This window comes from Streptomyces sp. NPDC028368, assembly GCF_055565615.1.
This window is the reverse complement of sequence record NZ_JBVHTY010000007.1, coordinates 298,670-315,640: the sequence shown is the minus strand read 5'-3', so window position 1 is coordinate 315,640 and position 16,971 is coordinate 298,670. Positions and strand designations below refer to the sequence as shown.

Here is a 16,971-nt window from a genome sequence, read left to right as displayed (position 1 = left end):
GGGTGGCGAGGGGGTTCGGTGAGCGGGCGGCGGGATGGCTGGATACGGGTTCCCGTCGGGGCCGAGTCAGGGCGGTGGGATACCCGGGGGCGCTGCCGGTGGGTGCTGTTCGTCGTGCACAACGTGACGTCGGCGACCCGGCTGCTGGACGTACTGCCGCTGTTCCGCGACGATCTGCGGCTGCAGATGCTGGCGACGTGTACGGGATCGTCGCCGTTCCAGGCCGGGGTGGCGGAGCTGCTGGCCGAGGTCGACGTGCCGGTTCTGCCGTGGTCACAGGCGCTGCAGACGCCGGTGGACCTGGCCATCTCGGCGAGCTTTGGCGGTCAACTGCACCTGCTCCAGGGGAAGTTGACCGTCCTCTCACATGGCGTCGGATATAATAAAACGCTGGCCACGCCGGGAGCCGGGAGCCGGGAGCCGGGAGCCGGGAGCCGGGAGCCGGGAGCCGGGAGCCGGGAGCCGGGAGCCGGGAGCCGGGAGTCGGGTCCGGCCGGTGCGCCCGTGTTCGGGATGTCGGAGGAGTGGCTGCTCGCGGACGGCACCCCGATCGCGGAGGCGATGGTGCTCTCGCACCCCGAGCAGCTGGAGCGCCTCCGGGCCGCCTGCCCCCAGGCCGTCCCCACGGCCGTACTCGCCGGGGACCCCTGCTTCGACCGGATGCTGGCCGCCCTCCCGCACCGTGACCGCTTCCGCCGCGCCCTCGGCGTACGTACCGGCCAGCGGCTGCTCGTCCTCAACTCCACCTGGAACCCGGAGTCGTTCTTCGGGGACGGCGGCGCCGAAGACCTGCTCCCCTCCCTCCTCCCCCGCCTGACCGGAGAACTCGCCGCGGACGAATACCGCCTCGCGGCCGTCCTGCACCCCAACATCTGGCACGGCCACGGCCCCGGCCAGATCAGGGCCTGGCTGCATCGCGCACGCCGCGGCGGCCTCACCCTGCTGGACCCCCTGGAGGGCTGGCGGCAGGCGCTGATCGCCGCCGACGCGGTCATCGGGGACCACGGCTCCGTGACGTACTACGCGGCCGCCCTCGGCACCCCCGTCCTCCTGGGCGCCGCACCGCTGACCGGGCTGGACCCCCGCTCCCCGGTGGCCGACTTCGTCCGCAGGGCCCCTCGCCTCGATCCCCACGCGCCCCTGCCGCACCAGATCGAGTCGCTGATCGCCCGGCATCGCCCCCTCCCGGGCCCCGCGGAACTGACCACCTCCGTCCCCGGCAAGTCGGCAGCGCTGCTGCGCGAGACGTTCTACGACCTCATCGGGATACCCGAGCCGCCGGAGCCCGCGCTCCTCGACCCGCTGCCCCTGCCCGCGTACGAGCCGCCGCTGCGCACGGCCCCGCTACGGGTACTGACCCGGCTGCCGGTGGACGGCGTGGTCACGGTGCGCCGGTTCGCCGAGCCCGCCTATGAGCCCGCCGGCGATCCGGACGAGGACGGTCAGCAGACCGACGGGGCGGCGCATCTGGCCGTCCACGAGGACCAGGCCGCATACGAGGCGGTGGCGCCGGCCGACGTCATCTTCCGGTACGGGGAGCCGGACGATCCCCGGCTGGGGCCGCCGGAGAGCTGGGGCGCGGAAGTCCTGGCACGGTGGCCTGCCTGCGCGCTCGCGGCGTACATCACGGGCCCCGACGCGTGCACCGTACGCACCCGGTCCGGCGCGGTCCTACGGCTCACCGGCGCGGCCGGCGCCGCCGACCCGGCCGTCTATGCCTCCGCGCTGCACGCCGCGCTGGCAGGCGGCGCGGCGTTGCACGACCTGGTGGCGAGCGGGCTGTCCGTACGGACGGGCCGCGCCACCCACCGGGTGACCGTCACCCTGCCGGGCAACGCCGGCGCAACGCCTCCAAGTGGATGAGATGGAACGCCGCCTGCTCACCCTGGAGCAGGGCGGCCGCCTCATCGATCAGGGGGCGCGCGGCGGCCGGATCTCCGGCATCGAGGTGGGTCTCGGCGAGGTCGGTGAGGGTACGGGCGGTGTTGTAGGCCTCGGCGCTGTCGCGGAAGAAGCGCAGGGCCCGCTCCAGCCGCTCCAGGGCGTCGGCCCAGCGGCTCAGGCCCCGTAGTGCCCGCCCCCGGTGACGCTCCAGGAGCGCGCGGGCGCGCGGCACATCGGCGGCTCCCTCGCCGTCCTCCCCGATCGACGCCAGCAGGGCATCGGCCTCATCGAACCGCTCATACGCCTCCGGGAACCGCCACTGCCGCAGCCGGAGCAGACCCAGCGTCTCCACGGCGGTGGCCTCGCCGCGGAGATGACCGGCGCGTTCCTCGGCGCGGGCGGCGGCGACAAGCTCCGACTCCGCTTCCTCGTGCCGACGCACCTCGACGAGGGCCAGCGCCAGTTGGGTGTGCATCCGTCCGGCCATCCGGAAGGCGGCGGCGGATGCGCTGTGCGCACCGGCGTCGTCGTCGGCAGCTGCACCGGCGTCGGCGGCGCGTGTACCGGCCCGGAGTGCGGGCAGCAGCTCGTCGTGGCGCCCGGCCTTGAGCTGCACCGACCACAGGGCCTCACACAGCTGGACCACGGAGTCGCGGTCCTCGAACTCCTCGGCGGCCCGGACCGCTTCGAGGATCTGGCCGAGCTCACCGTCGAGCGCGGCCAGCGCCTCTCCGGGATCGAGGTAGGGGCCCGGCTCCAGCTGCTCGTACAGCGGGCCGAGGTGCCAGCGCTGGGGCAGTACGGTGCGGTCCGCGCGTACCGCGAAGCGCAGGGCCCAGGCCACACCGCGCGAGACCGCGGCCGAGCAGCCGGCGATGCCGTCCGCGGCAACGGCGGCCGCTTCGGCGTGCCGCCGCACGGAGGGGCGGAATCGGTAGCGGCCGGTGGCCGTGGTCTCCAGCAGCCGGCGGTCGGCCAACTCGGCCAGCAGCCTTTCGGCTTCCGGTTCGCTGGTCCCTGCGACGGCGGCCGCCCATGCCGCCCCGATGGCGGGCCAGGGCCGCACACCCAGCAGGCGGTAGAGCCTCGCGGCGCCCGCCTCCAGCTCTTGGTAGGCGTCCGCGGCGGCGGTCCATACGGGGTCGTTGTCCGGCACGGCGGGCTCCTGTTGGGGGCGGGGCGGCTCGGTCAGCCGCACGGCGGCCGCGCGCAGGGCGAACGGCGACCCGGCACACCTGGCGAGCACCTGCGGCACCACGGGGCCCGCCGCGGCCAGGGCTTCTTTCCCGGTGAGCCGGCCGAGCAGAGCGCGGGCATCCCGGTCGGTCAGCGGTCCGACGGCAACCGGCACCGCGTCCAGACCGCTCAGCGGCCGCCGGGCCACCACCAGCGTGAACACCCCGGGCGCCGGCGTCAGCAGCGGCTGGACCTGAGCCGCGGACCGGGCGTGGTCAAGGACCACGAGCAGCCTTCGCTCCGCGACACCGGCCCGGTACAGATCCACCCGGTCCTCGACCGCCGGCGGAATCTCGTCAGCCGCGAACCCCAACTGCCGCAGAAAGCCCCGCAGCACGGCGCCCTGGTCCAGCGTGCCCACCAACGACGGCCCGCGCAGATCCACATACAACTGCCCGTCAGGGAACCGGCCTGCCTGCGCGCTCCCCCAGTGCAGGGCCAGCGCACTGGTCCCGATCCCCTCCGGCCCGTGGACCAGCACCACCCGGGGGCGCCCGTCGGCCTTGCGCCCGGCCTCACGGTCCAGGCACTTCATCGGGCGCTGCCGGTCGGTGAAAAACCGTACCGAGCCGGGCAGCCGGCGCGGGACCGCGGCGGCAGATCCGAGCCGGGGAGCGCTGCGCACCCAGGCATCCAGTGCTCGGGCATGCACCTGGTCGCGCCGCGCCCCCTCCACCAGCAGTGCGGCCAGCGCCGCACGCTCGGCACTCCCGGCCGGCGCCGCGACCTCGCGCCCGGCGATCCTCCGGGCCAGCGCACCCACGGATTCCCAGGCCCGCTTCCCGGCCTCGTTGGCCATGGAAGCCGTCACCGCCCCCAGTACCGCGGTCACCGCCCCCATCGATATGGGATCCACCATGTCGCAACTCCCCCTGCACGCCTGCGTCCTGCCCATCCGGCCACCCGGATCCCTGCCCCGCCGTCGAGATCAACGCTATCGGTCATACGGCGCGTGATGCCTGCCTCCCGCGAGGGTCAGGGGCGGAATCCGGCCGAGGCCGGTGAGCGGGACGGGCCGTCCCGGCGCCGGCCCGTCCCGGCGCCGGGCCGTCCCGGCGCCGGGCCGCCTCGTCACGCGGTGCGTATCGGGTCGTCCAGGGTGGTGGCCTCGGCGGAGGCGTCGAGCGGGGACGGATAGTCCTGGAGGGTGAGGTCTGCCGAGAGGTCCCGGCCCTGCTCGAGGATGGCCCGGACTGTGGCGGGGTCGTTCAGGGCGGCGTTGCGTGCGTCCATTGCCTCCTGGGTTGGCGGGGCCAGGAATTCGCCCGCGCCGCGGCCGCCTTCCTGGCATGGGGTGACGTAGGGGCGGAGAAGCTGTTCGTAGCGGGCGAAGGCCTTGGTGTGGTCGCCATCCGCCAGGGCCAGCTCGCCGGCCAGGATGTAGGCGCCGACCACCGCTGAGCCGGTGCCCATGCCGCCCACCGTGGCGCCGTATGCGGCGTCGCCGAGGAGAACGATCCGGCCGGTGGACCAGTGCGGGACATCAACCCGGCTGATGGAATCGAAGTAGAGGTCGTCCGCGGCCCAGAGGGAGTCGATCAGCTCCGGGGTTCGCCAGCCGGCGCCGACGTAGGCCTGGGCTATCGCCTTCTTCTGACTGTTGGGGTCGCGTCGATCGTAGGACAGCTCGTGCTCGGACGTGAAGACGCAGAAGGCTTCCCCTGTGTAGCCGGGCTCGTCGGCGCGCCGGGGAACACGCCCGACGGTCGCCACTCGGCCGGGCTCGCCGTAGCCCACCGACCGGGCCGCGAGGTCGGAGGCGTCCGCGGGCAGGTCCCAGCCGGCGACGTAATAGCCGAGGTGGCTGACGAACCGCTCCTCCGGGCCGAACGCCAGCCGACGGACGGTGGAGTGCAGGCCGTCCGCGCCGACCACGAGGTCGAAGGTGCGCGGCGCACCCCGTTCGAAGGTGACATCGACGCCGTCGTCGGTCTGGGTCAGGGACGCTATGGAGTCGCCGAAGACGTACTCGGTGGAAGGGGAATCCCGGGGCGAGCGGGATGCGCCGGTGGGGACGTTCAGGCTGTGGTGGTAAAGGATGCGGGAGAGGTCCGAGCGGAGGATCTCGACCTCGCCCGCCGCGAACTCCGGTGGCATTGCGGCCAGTTGGCGGCCCTGGGCGTCGATGAAGGTCATCGGGCTGCCGCCCGTGGCCCGGCGCTTGATGTCTTCCAGGACACCCATCCGCTCCAGTACGGACAGATGCACCGGCCCGCGGAAGTCGACCGCGAAGCCGCCGGCGCGCAGGGCGGGAGCCACCTCGATCACGGTGGGGCGGCAGCCGTGGCGAGCGAGCCAGTAGGCCAGGGCCGGGCCCGCCACGCTTGCGCCCGAGATCAGGACCGTCCGCCGGCGCACCGCGGCCCGCCGGCCGGCCGTAGCCGTTCCTTGCGTTCGGCGTACCCCTTGCGTTCGGCACGTTCGTTGCGTCATGACGCACTCCCCCATCGGACCGGCCCGCACGGGGACCGGTCCTTCGCGATCGACGTGAACAAAAGAAACTGTATCCGATGGACACTTATTCGTGTACCCCGGAAACAGTTTTAGTATGCGGAAGTGGCTGAAGACGACGAGAAGAGCGGCGAGAAGAGCAGCGTGTTCGGCGATCAGGCGGGCAGCGTGGAGTTGCTGTGGGGCGGGCGCGAGCGGCCCAGCCGCGGCCCCAAGCCGGCGCTGAGCCTGGAGCGGATCACGCGTACGGCCATGGCCCTCGCCGACCTCGGCGGGCTCGCCGCCGTCTCCATGCAACGGGTCGCGGGCGAGCTGGACTTCACCAAGATGTCCCTGTACCGCTACGTCCCGGGCAAGACGGAACTCGTAGCGCTCATGATCGATACGGCGATGGGCGAACCTCCGCCCCGCGCCGACGGCGCCCCGCAGCACTGGCGGGCCGCGCTGCGCGAGTGGGCCGAGCAGCTCGCGGCGGCCTTCCGGCGCCACCCCTGGCTCCTGGACGCGGCCATCGGCCCGCGCATCATGGGGCCCAACGAACTCGCCTGGACCGAACGCGCCCTCGGCGCACTCGCGGACACCGGCCTCAACGGCGGCGAGCAGCTGGATGCCGTGGTCATCGTGACCGGCCATGTCCGGGCCATCACCCAGGTGTCGGCGTCGCTGGGGCTGGGCAGCGCGCAGGCGAAGGAGCCCGAGCAGGTGATGAGCGCGATCCTGAACGAACTGCTCGTCGGGCGCTCCGACCGTTTCCCGGCCCTCACCGCCGCCCTCGCCTCCGCCGAGTCCACCGAATCCCGCGACCAGTCCCTGGAGTTCGGGCTGGAGCGCATCCTGGACGGCCTGGAGGCGTATATCGGGCAGCGGGCCCAGGGGCCGAAGCCGGGGTAGGGGCAGCGGCACACGGCCGTAGCCCCTCAGCCGCCCCCGGCCGGTCGCCGCCCCGACCCTTGGCTCCCTACAGTCGCACCGTCCTGCGCGGGCGGTCCTTCGCGCCCGTCAGCAGGCCGTGCAGCGAGGCGAATTCGTCGACGCACTTGGCGGTTCCGTTGACGACGCAGTCCAGCGGGTGGTCGGCGACCGTCACCGGGACGCCCATTTCCTGGTGCAGCCGCCGGTCCAGGCCGCGCAGCAGGGCGCCGCCGCCGGTGAGGGCGATGCCGTGCTCGATGATGTCGCCGGAGAGTTCCGGAGGGCAGGCGTCGAGGGTGTGGTGGACGGCGCGGACGATGGCGTCGACCGGTTCGGCGAGGGCGCCGCGGATTTCCTCTTCGGTGATTTCCTGGATGCGGGGCAGGCCGGTGACGTGGTCGCGGCCGCGGACGGTGTAGGAGGCGCGGCGTTCGGCTGCGCCGTCCTCGTCGGTGCCGGCCGGGGTCCATACCGCCGAGCCGATGGCGATCTTGATGTCTTCCGCGGTGCGTTCGCCGATGTCCAGTGCGTGCTTCTTCTTGATGTACGTGGCGATGGCGGCGTCCAGGGCGTCGCCGGCGATCCGCACGGACTGGGCGGTGACCAGGCCGCCCAGGGAGACGACGGCGACATCGGTGGTGCCGCCGCCGATGTCCACCACCATGCAGCCGACGGGTTCGTCGACGGGAAGGCCGGCGCCGATCGCGGCGGCCATCGGCTCCTCTATGAGGTGGACCTCGCGGGCGCCGGCGCCTCGGGCGGAGTCGATGACCGCGCGGCGTTCGACGCCCGTGATGCCGGAGGGGACGCAGATGACCACCCGCGGCCGGGCGAACCGGCGGCTGGGCAGGGCCTTTTTCATCAGGGCGCGCAGCATCCGCTCGGCGGCGTCGAAGTCGGCGATGACGCCGTCGCGCAGGGGGCGCATCGCGGTGATCCCGGAGGGGGTGCGGCCGATGGTCCGTTTGGCGTCCGCGCCGACGGCGATGACCTCGCCGGCGGCGTTGACGGCGACGACGGACGGCTCGTTCAGCACCACGCCCTTGCCGCGGGCGTACACCAGGGTGTTGGCGGTACCGAGGTCGATGCCTATGTCGTACGCACCGGCGGAGGTTTTGCCGGCTGGGGGCTTACCGGCGGCGGACCTGCTGGACGAAGTACCGGATGAAGTGCTGGACGCCATGGGGAGTTCGGGTGCTCTCTCGCGACGGGGGACGATCCTCGGGCATTGCGGCGCGGGCGGCACCTTTGCCGTGGCAGGGGCTACCAGCGGCAAAGGCGTTGATTGCGGGCAATTATGAAGACTGACGGGGATGCGGAATGGTTCCCTCCGAGCACCTCCCGTGAGGCCCCGCCCCGCCGGCGCCCCCGCCCCCGGCGGCTCACCGGCCACCGTCCCCCGCCCCCCGCGCCGCCCGGCTGCGCCCGCCCCGCCCCCTGGAGAGCGCCTCCGCGAGATCGTCGAGGGCATCCAGCAGCAGATCCGCGGCGCGCAGGGCGACACCCTGGCTCTCGGATGCGGCGTCCCAGCGCTCCCACACGGCACGCGGCGCGCTCCAGTCCGGGCGGCCGCGTTCGCGTACGGCATGGGCGGCGCGCTCCAGGGCGGGGCGGAGTTCGGCGGCGAAGGCGGCGGCTCCGGGGGACGGTTCGGCGTCCTTGTCGGGCAGATGGGCCTCCATGATCATCGTGACCCGGCCCATGGTGGCGAGGGCGGCGCCGGCGGCGGTGGCCGAGGTGCGGGAGAGGCCGCGGTGACGCACGGGTTCCTTCTCGGCGCGAGCCTCGCTCTCCTCCCAGGCGGCGCGGGCCGCACGGGCGTCCAGGAGGGCCTCGCGGACGTGCCGGGGGCGGCGTTCGGCGGGCCGGGCGTAGCGGTCCAGCACGGCCAGCGCGTAGCGGCCGTTGGCCTCCAGCCACTCGGCGAGGCGGTCGCGCAGCCTGGGTGTTTCCCAGGCGGGGAACAGCGCGTACGACAGCATGGCGAGCAGTCCGCCGAGGAGGGTGAGCACGATGCGCTCCTCGACGGTCTGTGTCCAGCCCTCACCGGCGATGCCGAGCAGGAAGAGGACGTATCCGGCCACGCACGCGGAGGTCACCGAGAAGCCGGTGCGCATCAGCAGATACATGAGGAAGACGCAGAGGACGGCGAGTGCGGCGCAGACGTAGAGGCCGGGGTGGGCGAGCGCCATCAGGGTGCCGGCGATGGCGACGCCGACGAGGGTGCCGCTGAAGCGGGCCACGCCACGGGAGTAGGTCTGGCCGAAGTCGGGGCGCATCACCATGACGGAGGTGAGCGGCGCCCAGTAGCCGTGGCCGAACGGGAGGGCGGTGCCCAGGAGGTAGCCGCAGCAGGCCACGGCGCTGACGCGCAGGGCGTGCCGGAAGATGTGGGAGGACCAGCGGGCCTCGCGGCGCAGGGCCCGCAGGGCGACCGGGACGAGCCGGGGGACGCTGGGGCGCAGCAGATGGCCGCGTTCGGCCTCGGTGGTGGGGCGGGTGGCCTGGACGGGCTCGTCGGTGAGCTCGACGGCGTCGACGAGCAGGGAGATCAGCCGGAAGGCGGAGCGGCGGGCGGGGCCGTGGAGCATCGGGCCGGAGGCGGGGACCTCGAGGGTGGCCATCGCCTCGGGCGGCAGGCGGACGGGGCCGGCGTGCCGTACGGCGTGGGCGACGGCATCCAGGACGGTGCCCGCGGCGTGGAGGAGGTCGCGGACGCGGTCGCGTTCCGGACCGTCGAGCGGGGCGCCGACGACGGGGTCGGCGAGGGAGGCGAGGACGGGTCTGACCCGTTCGGCCAGGCCCCGTGGCCCGTGCAGCTGGGCGGGGCGGCGCCTGGCCTGACGGGGGGTCACCTCGGAGGCGAGCCGGGCGTCCATGAGGGGCGCCGGGTCGAAGGGGGCGACCGGGTCGTGCCGCAGACGCCGGGCGTAGTCGGCCTCGGCGGCCAGGGCGTCGGCGAGGGCGTCCCGCTGCACTCCCCAGGGGCGTACCGGGAAGACGACGATCAAGGTGGCCTGGACGACGCCGCCGAAGAAGATCAGCGCGGCGTGTTCGAGGGCGCCGAGGACGGAGGTCGGCAGGGTGACGGTAACCAGCATGATCGCCACGGTCTGGGTGCCGGCCAGGCCGGAGATGGGGCCGATCGCCCAGGCCATCCCGGCCAGCAGAGTCCAGCCGGCGAGGAGCAGGACGAAGGCCAGGAGATGGGCGGCGGCCAGGTAGCCGAGGAAGGTGGAGACGGCCAGCGCGCCGGCGACGGCGAGCGCCCGGACGGGGCGGGGGCGCATGCTGCGCTGGAAGGTGACGAGGCCGGAGGCGAAGGCGCCGAAGGCGGAGGAAACCGCGAGGGCGGGGTCGCCGCGCCACAGGCACAGGCCGATGACCAGGGCGACGCCGACCGCGCCGCGCACGGCGATCACCGGGGTGAGCTTGGCCCGCTCGATGGTCAGCCCGGAGCGGGCGGTCTCCTTCAGCGCACGCGGCCAGGTCATATCGAGAGAATACGGTCAGGGGGCGGGCGGTTCCGGAATGGCCGCCGCCGGTTGCCGGGGTTGTTCGTACCGGTTGCCGGTACGGGTCGGTGCACCGGTCGGTGCCACCGGTGGCGCCGGCGCTCCCCCGCGCGCGCCGGGTCCCGGCACCGGAGCGCGCGGCTCCGGTGCCGGGAAAATGACGGTAAACCCGGTCCCCGCTGTACGTAAACGTCCCAGGTCAGGGCGGTGTGCCCGGATTCCTGACGTGCGCTGCGACGAATCCGACACGTCCGGGAGGAAACCTTCCCCTGGCGCCGTTCCCTCTTGCTGGCCGGCCGGGACTTCTCCCGGTCTGTTCGGCAAGGAGAAGGCGTCGTGCGCAAAGCCCTGTTCACCCCGGTGGTCACCCTGATCGCCCTGACCTCCCTCGCGTTCACGGCCGGCTGCGGCACCGGCGCGACCAAGGCGGCCGCCCCCGTACGGTTCGCCGACCCCGGGCCGGGCACCGCCTCGCACGCTTCGGCACCGAAGCCGGGGAAGCGGTCGCTGGTGCGGTTCCCCACCCGTCCGATCAGCTTCGCGGAGGAGAGCCGGGTCGGCGGGGCCGGGGAGAACACCCCGATAGGCGTGACCACGCTGCACGGCCCGAAGTCCGGCTTCACCGGGAAGGTGTGGGTGTGGGCGCCGCCGGAGTACTACGAGAAGCGCAACGCGAACAAGGGCTTCCCGGTGATGGAGGCGCTGCCCGGCTCGTACGGCTACCCGGTCAACTACTGGATCGGCTCCGATCTGAAGCTGGAGGAGAGCCTCGCCCGGTGGTCGAAGCAGGGCACCAGCCTGCCGTTCATCCTCGTCATGCCGGTGCTCAACCCCAATGACAAGCAGTACTACGACGGCAGCGACATACCCGGGCAGCCGAAGATCGGCACCTGGCTCAGCAAGGACGTGCCCGATCTCGTACGGCAGAACTTCCGCACCCTCAACACCCGCGACGCCTGGGCGATCATGGGCTCTTCGTCGGGCGGGTTCGCGGCGCTGAAGAATGTGCTGCAGAACCCGGGCACGTTCAAGGTCGCCATCCCCAACGGGCCGGACATCGTGCCGGACTCGCCGCTGTGGAACGGCCACGCCAGGGAGGAGCGGGCCAACAACCCCGAGGTGCTGGCCCGCCGGCTGATAGCGCGCGGCGGACCGGAGGTCTACCTGGCGTTCCAGGACGGGTCGAAGGAGAACACGGTGCTGCCCAAGGTCCGCAAGTTCATTGCGCAGTACGGGCACGGGCCGGTGAAGACGCGGCTGGGAATCGTGCCGGACGGCACGCACAGCGCCGCGACCTATGTGCAGGGATTCGGCGAGGGCACGCTGCAGTGGGTCAGCGCGCATATGCAGGGGCCGACCGCCTGAGGCCCGCCGAGGACGGCAGCCGGCCCCGCCGTCACTGGCCGCAGTCGACGTCCTGGAGCGCGATGGGCCGGGAGTCCAGGTCCACATAGGCGGTGAAGGTGGCGTGCGTCCCGCCGTCCCAGATCGTGGTGACCGTCGCCCAGCCGACCCCGGCGGACTGGGCGGTGGTCACCTTGCCGATGGAGATCTCGCGCGGCGTGTTCTGGGCGCACAGCAGCAGGTCGTAGCCCTCGGTGTGAGCGGCGCGGTCCTTGAGGTAGTCCGAGATCTGGTGCTCGCGGGCCCAGTTGGTGGGCCCGTGGTGGCCGTAGAAGCCGGTCAGGAAACGGCGGATGTCGGCGGCGTCGTGCCGTCCGTTGGGATCGGTACGGACAGCGGACGCGGTCGGCGCGGCCGGCCGGCGGGCGGCGGCCGGGACGGCGGCGGCGAGGGTCAGAGGCAGGGCCAGGCCGAGGGCCGCGGCGGCGGCACCGCGCGAAACGGTACGGATCATGGGATGTCCTCACCTTCCGGAATTACCGGCGTATGAACGCTGTGTCCCCCTAGACATCCGGACGCGTCGAATGGTTGCGGTGCCACCGCCCCTACGACACCACGTCCTTGCGGGCGAAGCCCCGGAACGCCACGGCCACCAGGACCAGCGCGTACGACACCGACACCGCCGAGCCCTGCACCATCCCCGCCCACTCCATCCGGGGCTGGAGGGCATCGGCCCACGCGTACTGCCAATGGGCGGGCAGGACATCGCGCCAGGTGCCCAGCGCGGTGACCTGGTCGAGGACATTGCCGACGATGGTCAGGCCGACGGCGCCGCCGACCGCGCCCAGCGGCGCATCGGTCACCGTCGACAGCCAGAACGCAAGGCCCGCGGTGACCAGCTGGCTGACGAAGATGTAGCCGACCACGACCGCCAGCCGCGGCACCGCGTCGGCCGCCGGCAGCGCGCCGCCGGTGGGCAGTTGCAGCGGACCCCAGCCGTACGCGGCGGTGCCCACGCCCAGCGCGACCAGCGGCAGCATCAGCATCGCGGCCGCGCTGAACGCCAGCCCGACGGTCAGCTTGCTCAGCAGCAGCCGGGCGCGCGGCACCGGTGCGGCGAGCAGATACCGCAGCGAGGACCAGCCCGCCTCGGAGGCGACGGTGTCGCCGCAGAACAGCGCCACCGGGACGACCAGCAGGAAGCCCGCTGAGACGAAGAGGGCGGTGGCGGCGAAGTTGGCGCCGGAGGCGGTGGCGGTGGCCATCAGGGTGACCCGGCCGCTGCCCCGGCTGCCGGGGTCCCCGCCGATCGCGAACGCGGCGACCAGCACGAACGGCAGCAGGGTGAGGATCGCGGCGATCACCACCGTGCGGCGCCGCCTGAGCTGGCGCAGCGCCTCCACGCGCAGCGGGAGGGTGCGGCGCGGAAGGTAGCCGGGCGCCGCCGCCGTGGGCACGGCGCTCATCGGGCCTCGCCTCCGATCAGAGTGAGGAAGGCATCCTCCAGGCGGCGGTGCGGGCCGATGCGGTTCACCGGGATCTCCAGCTTGATCAGGTCGGCAAGGAGCCTGGGGGTGGCGTCGGGGTCGGTGAGGTGGATCAGCAGGCCCTCGTCCGCGCGGGCGGCGGAGGCGACGCCGGGCAGCGCGGCGGCCTTCTCCACCAGCGCGTCCGAGAGCGGCCCGGCTCCGGCGACGCCGACCAGGAGGGTGTCGCCGGAGCCGATGATCTTCTCGACCGGCCCGGCCTGGACGAGCCGCCCGCGGTCCATGACGACCAGATGCGTACAGCTCTGTTCGACCTCGGACAGCAGATGACTGGAGACGATGACGGTGCGTCCCGCGGCGGCGTAACGGATCATCACGTCGCGCATCTGGCGGATCTGCGGCGGGTCCAGGCCGTTGGTGGGCTCGTCCAGGATCAGCAGATCCGGCAGGCCGAGCATGGCCTGGGCAATGGCCAGGCGCTGCCGCATGCCCTGGGAGTAGGTGCGCACCGCGCGCTGCACGGCGTCGCCGAGGCCGGCGATCTCCAGCGCCTCGTCCAGGTGCGCGTCGGCGGCGGGGCGGCCGGTGGCCTGCCAGTACAGCTCGAGGTTGGCGCGGCCGGACAGATGCGGCAGGAATCCGGCGCCCTCGACGAACGCGCCGACCCGGGACAGCACCGGCGCGCCCGGCCGGATGTCCTGCCCGAAGACCCGGATCTCGCCCGCGTCGGGCCGGATCAGGCCCATCAGCATCCGCAAGGTGGTGGTCTTGCCCGCGCCGTTGGGGCCCAGCAGCCCCAGGACCTGCCCCTTCTCGACACGGAAGGACAGATCCCGGACGGCATAGCGGTCGGCGGACCTGGCGTACCGCTTGCTCAATTCGCCGATCTGCAGCGGCACATCGGCGAGCGCCGGATCGGGGGCGGGCGCGGCGGTGCGGCGGCGGGCGGTGAACAGCAGCAGCGCGGCGATGACGGCGGCCGCGGCGGGCAGCAGCCAGGTCCAGGCGGGCAGCGGGGCGGCCGCGCTGCGCACCCGGGGCGCGGTGGGCACGCTGAGGTCCCCCGTGGCCTCGCCGCCCTTCAGGGACACGGTGTAGGCGGCGGGTTCGGCCGGTGAGGCGTAGCCGAGGTCGGTGGCGGAGAGCACCAGGCGCAGCCGGTGACCGGCGGCGAACTCATGGTCCACGACGGGGAGTTGGAGGCGTACGGTCTTGCCGTCCCGGGCGTCCTTGATGCGGTACGGCGTGACGAGCTGGGCGGGCAGTACCTGGCGGCGGCCGCCGGGGGCGACGTCGTAGAGCTTGGCGAAGAGCACCGCGTCCCGGGAGGCGGACCGCACCCGCACGGTGGCGGCGGGGCTGCCGGTGAGATGGACGGGTGCGGACAGCGGCGCCGATTCAAAGCGGGCGTACTGGCCGGGGAAGTCCAGGGAGAGGCCGCCGGAGCCGAGCGCGGAGAGGTTGCCGAGCGCGCCGACGCCGGGCACCGCGGAGATTGCGGGCGGTCCGCCGCCTGCCGGGTTGCGGAAGGTCTGCGCGGGGCCGGCCAGCCGTATCCTGCGCGGAGCGTTGTCCAGGCCGGTATAGCGGTCCGCGCTCGCACCGCGCAGCCGCACCGCCCCGTCGGTGGAATCCACGCCACCGGTACGGCTGATCCGGAACGCGGGGCCGGTGTCCGCGCCCTTCTCGCCCTTCAGATACCGGTCGAACCACGCCTTCGTACGGGCCTGGAGGCGGCCGGTCTCCCGGTCCCCGCCGTCGTGTCCGCCCGAGATCCAGTCCACGTCGACGGGCGCGCCGTTCCTGGCGATCGCCTGCCGCGCGGCGTCGGCCTGGCCGAGGGGGAAGAGCGAGTCGGTCTGGCCCTGCATGATCAGGGTCGGCACCTTGATGCGTCCGCCGACGGCGGACGGGCTGCGCGCCTCGAGCAGCCGGCGGGCCGCGGCGTCCGGCGTACCGCTGACGGCGACCCGCTCGTACATCCGGCACAGCGCGGCGTCGAACTTCCCGCAGCCGCCGGACTTCGTGGGGGTGGCGGCGGCAGTGCCGGTGGGGGCGCCCGCCGAGCCGGTGGTGAAGAAGATCCCCGCCCACAGCTTCTTGAACACGCCGTTGGGGAACAGCGCGTCGGCGAGGTTCCAGTAGGTGATCTGCGGGGCGATGGCGTCGACGCGCCGGTCGTATCCGGCCGCGAGCAGCGAGATCGCGCCGCCGTAGGAGGCTCCGGCGACACCGACGCGGGGGTCGCCGGCCTTGTCGAGCTGCACCTCGGGGCGCTTGGCCAGCCAGTCGATCAGCCGGCGGACGTCGGCGACCTCACCGTCCGGGGCGTTCAGCCCGATCTTCCCGGTGGACCTGCCGAAACCACGCGCCGACCAGGTCAGCACGGCGTAGCCGTCCCGGGCCAACTGCTCGGCCTGGGCGCGGACATCGGCCTTGCTGCCGCCGAAGCCGTGGCCGAGCAGGACGGCGGGGCGGCGGCCCGTTGCCGGACCCGCCGTGAAGTAGGAGGTGTCGATGCGCACCTCCTTCTTGCCGCCCGGCGTCTCGGGCATCGCCATCACCCGGTCCGCGCGGTGCACGGCGGGCGCGGCATCGGAGGACGCGGCCACCCAGGTGCCGCCCCCTATGAGGACGGCCAGGGCGCCCACGCTCGCGTACAGGCGCCGCCCGCGCAGTCGGATATCCATGCTCCGCATCCTAGGTACGGCCCGGAAGCGGATACCCCGTCCCCCGGGCGGAACCCGGTGACCTCCCTGGGAAGTAGCCGGGCCGGGGCCCGTACCACGGCTGCGGTACGGGCCCCGGCCCGGCGCGGCGAAGAGCGCGCGGCGGCGCTTTCGCGGCTCAGTACTGCGGCGGGCCGAAGCCGCCCTGCTGCGGCGGGCCCTGGGGCGGCGGCATCGGCGGGGCCTGCGGCGGGAACGGCGGGGCCTGCTGGGGGACCGGCGGGCCGGGCGGCGGCGCCATGGGCGGGCCGGGCTGCTGCCAGCCGGCCGGGGGCGGCGGGCCCTGGGGGCCGGACGGTACGAAGCCCGGGGCGGCGAACTGCGCCTGGGCGGGCGGGTACCAGGCGGGGGCGACGGGCTCGCCGCGGCCCATCATGGCGAGCAGGGCAAGCGAGCCGAGCAGGCTCAGCAGGAGCTGGACGATACCGAGGATGCTCAGGCCCGGCATCTCGTCGCTGACCTTGAACAGCGTGTCGTTGCCGGCCTCCGCGATCACGGTCAGCACGGCGTCGGGCAGCAGCACGATGGCCAGGCCGATGCCGAGGCCGCGGGCGGCGCTGCCCCGCAGCAGGCTGTTGAGGGCGGCCACCGCGGTCAGCAGCAGGAAGACCGCCGCGTACCAGCCGGGGGCCAGGGCCGTCAGGGAGGTGAGCATGCCCCGGCCCAGGTAGAGCGTGGTCAGGCCGACGCTGGCGGACTGCACCAGCACATAGATGTGCCAGATGACGTAGCACAGCGCCATCGCGCCGAGCAGCAGGCCGCCGACCACACCCGCCGCCTTGGCCGGGCGCTTGGGCGGGTCGCTGGACTTCTGCCGCGGCCAGCCACGCATCCCGCAGAGCAGCACGATCCCGGCGATTGCCGCGAACATGATCAGCCACAGGCTGCCGATGAAGACACCCTCGAACGTCGGCGTGTTGTTGTCGGCGCTCGTGAACCAGCGGTCGTCGCTGGTGTGCTGGCCGGTGCTGATGAGGGTCTGCAGGGCGGTGGCGAAGGTGAGGGTGGTCGCGACGGCGAGCAGGCCGCCGGCCGACCGCTGCCCCGCGAAGGCCGCGAAGACCGCCGTCAGCTGCAGGACGGCGAGGCCGAGCTGGACGGGGTTGGTGACCTGGTCCTGGCCCGAGGCGTGCCGGCCGGTCCAGGCCTCCCAGAGGCCGTCGGCCCCGAACTGGCTGACGTCGATGACCAGCCAGTAGGCGGTCCAGAGGAAGAACAGCAGGCAGAAGACCCCGCCGGTGATACGGGCGCCCTTGGCGAGCGCCATGGACTGTTGCATGTGATTCCCCCGGTGATGTCGGTGCTCTGCCAAGGGAGCACCGTAGCAACGAGCGCCCCGGCGGTCTCCCCCCGTCTCCCTGCGGACCTGCGGCTTACTGCCCGTACGCGCCCGGACCGGTGCCCCGACCGCCC

The 16,971-nt window shown here is 73.4% G+C and carries 11 protein-coding genes; 3 read left to right on the top strand and 8 right to left on the bottom strand.

Features of this window, described 5'->3' with window-relative positions; translation table 11 throughout:
* The first annotated feature begins 18 nt into the window (after nucleotides 1-18).
* On the top strand, nucleotides 19-1,863 hold the full coding sequence (locus ACZ4S3_RS18775; RefSeq protein WP_467935142.1) for a hypothetical protein: 1,845 nt from the start codon (nucleotides 19-21) through the stop codon (nucleotides 1,861-1,863).
* Here the strand turns inward: ACZ4S3_RS18775 and ACZ4S3_RS18770 are convergent.
* Both ACZ4S3_RS18770 and ACZ4S3_RS18765 read right to left on the bottom strand, forming a co-directional pair.
* Nucleotides 1,820-3,979, bottom strand: coding sequence for a tetratricopeptide repeat protein (locus ACZ4S3_RS18770; RefSeq protein ID WP_467935137.1), 2,160 nt, complete (start codon nucleotides 3,977-3,979; stop codon nucleotides 1,820-1,822). The genes ACZ4S3_RS18775 and ACZ4S3_RS18770 overlap by 44 nt on opposite strands.
* 212 nt (nucleotides 3,980-4,191) lie before the next feature.
* Nucleotides 4,192-5,478 (bottom strand): FAD-dependent monooxygenase, encoded by a 1,287-nt coding sequence (locus ACZ4S3_RS18765; protein WP_467935583.1) that lies wholly within the window; start codon nucleotides 5,476-5,478, stop codon nucleotides 4,192-4,194.
* Nucleotides 5,479-5,676: 198 nt separating this feature from the next.
* Between ACZ4S3_RS18765 and ACZ4S3_RS18760 the strand changes: the two genes are divergently transcribed.
* A complete protein-coding gene (locus ACZ4S3_RS18760; protein WP_467935133.1) occupies nucleotides 5,677-6,462 on the top strand; it encodes a TetR/AcrR family transcriptional regulator in 786 nt (261 codons plus the stop codon).
* A gap of 67 nt (nucleotides 6,463-6,529) precedes the next feature.
* On the opposite strand, the gene mreB is transcribed toward ACZ4S3_RS18760, so the two are convergent.
* The gene (mreB, locus tag ACZ4S3_RS18755; protein ID WP_467935129.1) at nucleotides 6,530-7,666 is read right to left on the bottom strand and encodes a rod shape-determining protein MreB; all 1,137 of its coding nucleotides are present in this window, start codon (nucleotides 7,664-7,666) and stop codon (nucleotides 6,530-6,532) included.
* 199 nt (nucleotides 7,667-7,865) lie between these two features.
* Nucleotides 7,866-9,977, bottom strand: a complete 2,112-nt coding sequence (locus tag ACZ4S3_RS18750) for an FUSC family protein (protein ID WP_467935126.1) — start codon at nucleotides 9,975-9,977, stop codon at nucleotides 7,866-7,868.
* A 357-nt stretch (nucleotides 9,978-10,334) separates the two neighbouring features.
* On the opposite strand from ACZ4S3_RS18750, the gene ACZ4S3_RS18745 reads away from it, so the two are divergent.
* Nucleotides 10,335-11,363, top strand: coding sequence for an alpha/beta hydrolase (locus ACZ4S3_RS18745; RefSeq protein WP_467935122.1), 1,029 nt, complete (start codon nucleotides 10,335-10,337; stop codon nucleotides 11,361-11,363).
* Between the two features lie 31 nt (nucleotides 11,364-11,394).
* Here ACZ4S3_RS18745 and ACZ4S3_RS18740 read toward each other — a convergent pair whose 3' ends face one another.
* The 4 genes from ACZ4S3_RS18740 to ACZ4S3_RS18725 form a co-directional block, all read right to left on the bottom strand.
* Nucleotides 11,395-11,856, bottom strand: a complete 462-nt coding sequence (locus tag ACZ4S3_RS18740; protein WP_467935118.1) for a hypothetical protein — start codon at nucleotides 11,854-11,856, stop codon at nucleotides 11,395-11,397.
* A 91-nt stretch (nucleotides 11,857-11,947) separates the two neighbouring features.
* Nucleotides 11,948-12,808 (bottom strand): ABC transporter permease, encoded by an 861-nt coding sequence (locus tag ACZ4S3_RS18735; RefSeq protein WP_467935114.1) that lies wholly within the window; start codon nucleotides 12,806-12,808, stop codon nucleotides 11,948-11,950.
* Nucleotides 12,805-15,519: an alpha/beta fold hydrolase gene (locus ACZ4S3_RS18730; RefSeq protein ID WP_467935110.1), complete on the bottom strand. Its 2,715-nt coding sequence runs from the start codon at nucleotides 15,517-15,519 to the stop codon at nucleotides 12,805-12,807. The genes ACZ4S3_RS18735 and ACZ4S3_RS18730 overlap by 4 nt, the downstream gene beginning before the upstream one ends.
* A 157-nt stretch (nucleotides 15,520-15,676) precedes the next feature.
* Entirely contained in the window at nucleotides 15,677-16,837 is a 1,161-nt protein-coding gene (locus tag ACZ4S3_RS18725; protein WP_467935105.1) for a hypothetical protein, read from the bottom strand.
* Between the last annotated feature and the right edge of the window lie 134 nt (nucleotides 16,838-16,971).

What these genes read in the sequence shown, in the direction of transcription:
- ACZ4S3_RS18770 (WP_467935137.1), bottom strand. Translation starts at nt 3,979, where the DNA reads ATGGTGGATCCCATATCGATGGGGGCGGTGACCGCGGTACTGGGGGCG.
- mreB (WP_467935129.1), bottom strand. Translation starts at nt 7,666, where the DNA reads ATGGCGTCCAGCACTTCATCCGGTACTTCGTCCAGCAGGTCCGCCGCC.
- ACZ4S3_RS18750 (WP_467935126.1), bottom strand. Translation starts at nt 9,977, where the DNA reads ATGACCTGGCCGCGTGCGCTGAAGGAGACCGCCCGCTCCGGGCTGACC.
- ACZ4S3_RS18740 (WP_467935118.1), bottom strand. Translation starts at nt 11,856, where the DNA reads ATGATCCGTACCGTTTCGCGCGGTGCCGCCGCCGCGGCCCTCGGCCTG.
- ACZ4S3_RS18735 (WP_467935114.1), bottom strand. Translation starts at nt 12,808, where the DNA reads ATGAGCGCCGTGCCCACGGCGGCGGCGCCCGGCTACCTTCCGCGCCGC.
- ACZ4S3_RS18730 (WP_467935110.1), bottom strand. Translation starts at nt 15,519, where the DNA reads ATGGATATCCGACTGCGCGGGCGGCGCCTGTACGCGAGCGTGGGCGCC.
- ACZ4S3_RS18725 (WP_467935105.1), bottom strand. Translation starts at nt 16,837, where the DNA reads ATGCAACAGTCCATGGCGCTCGCCAAGGGCGCCCGTATCACCGGCGGG.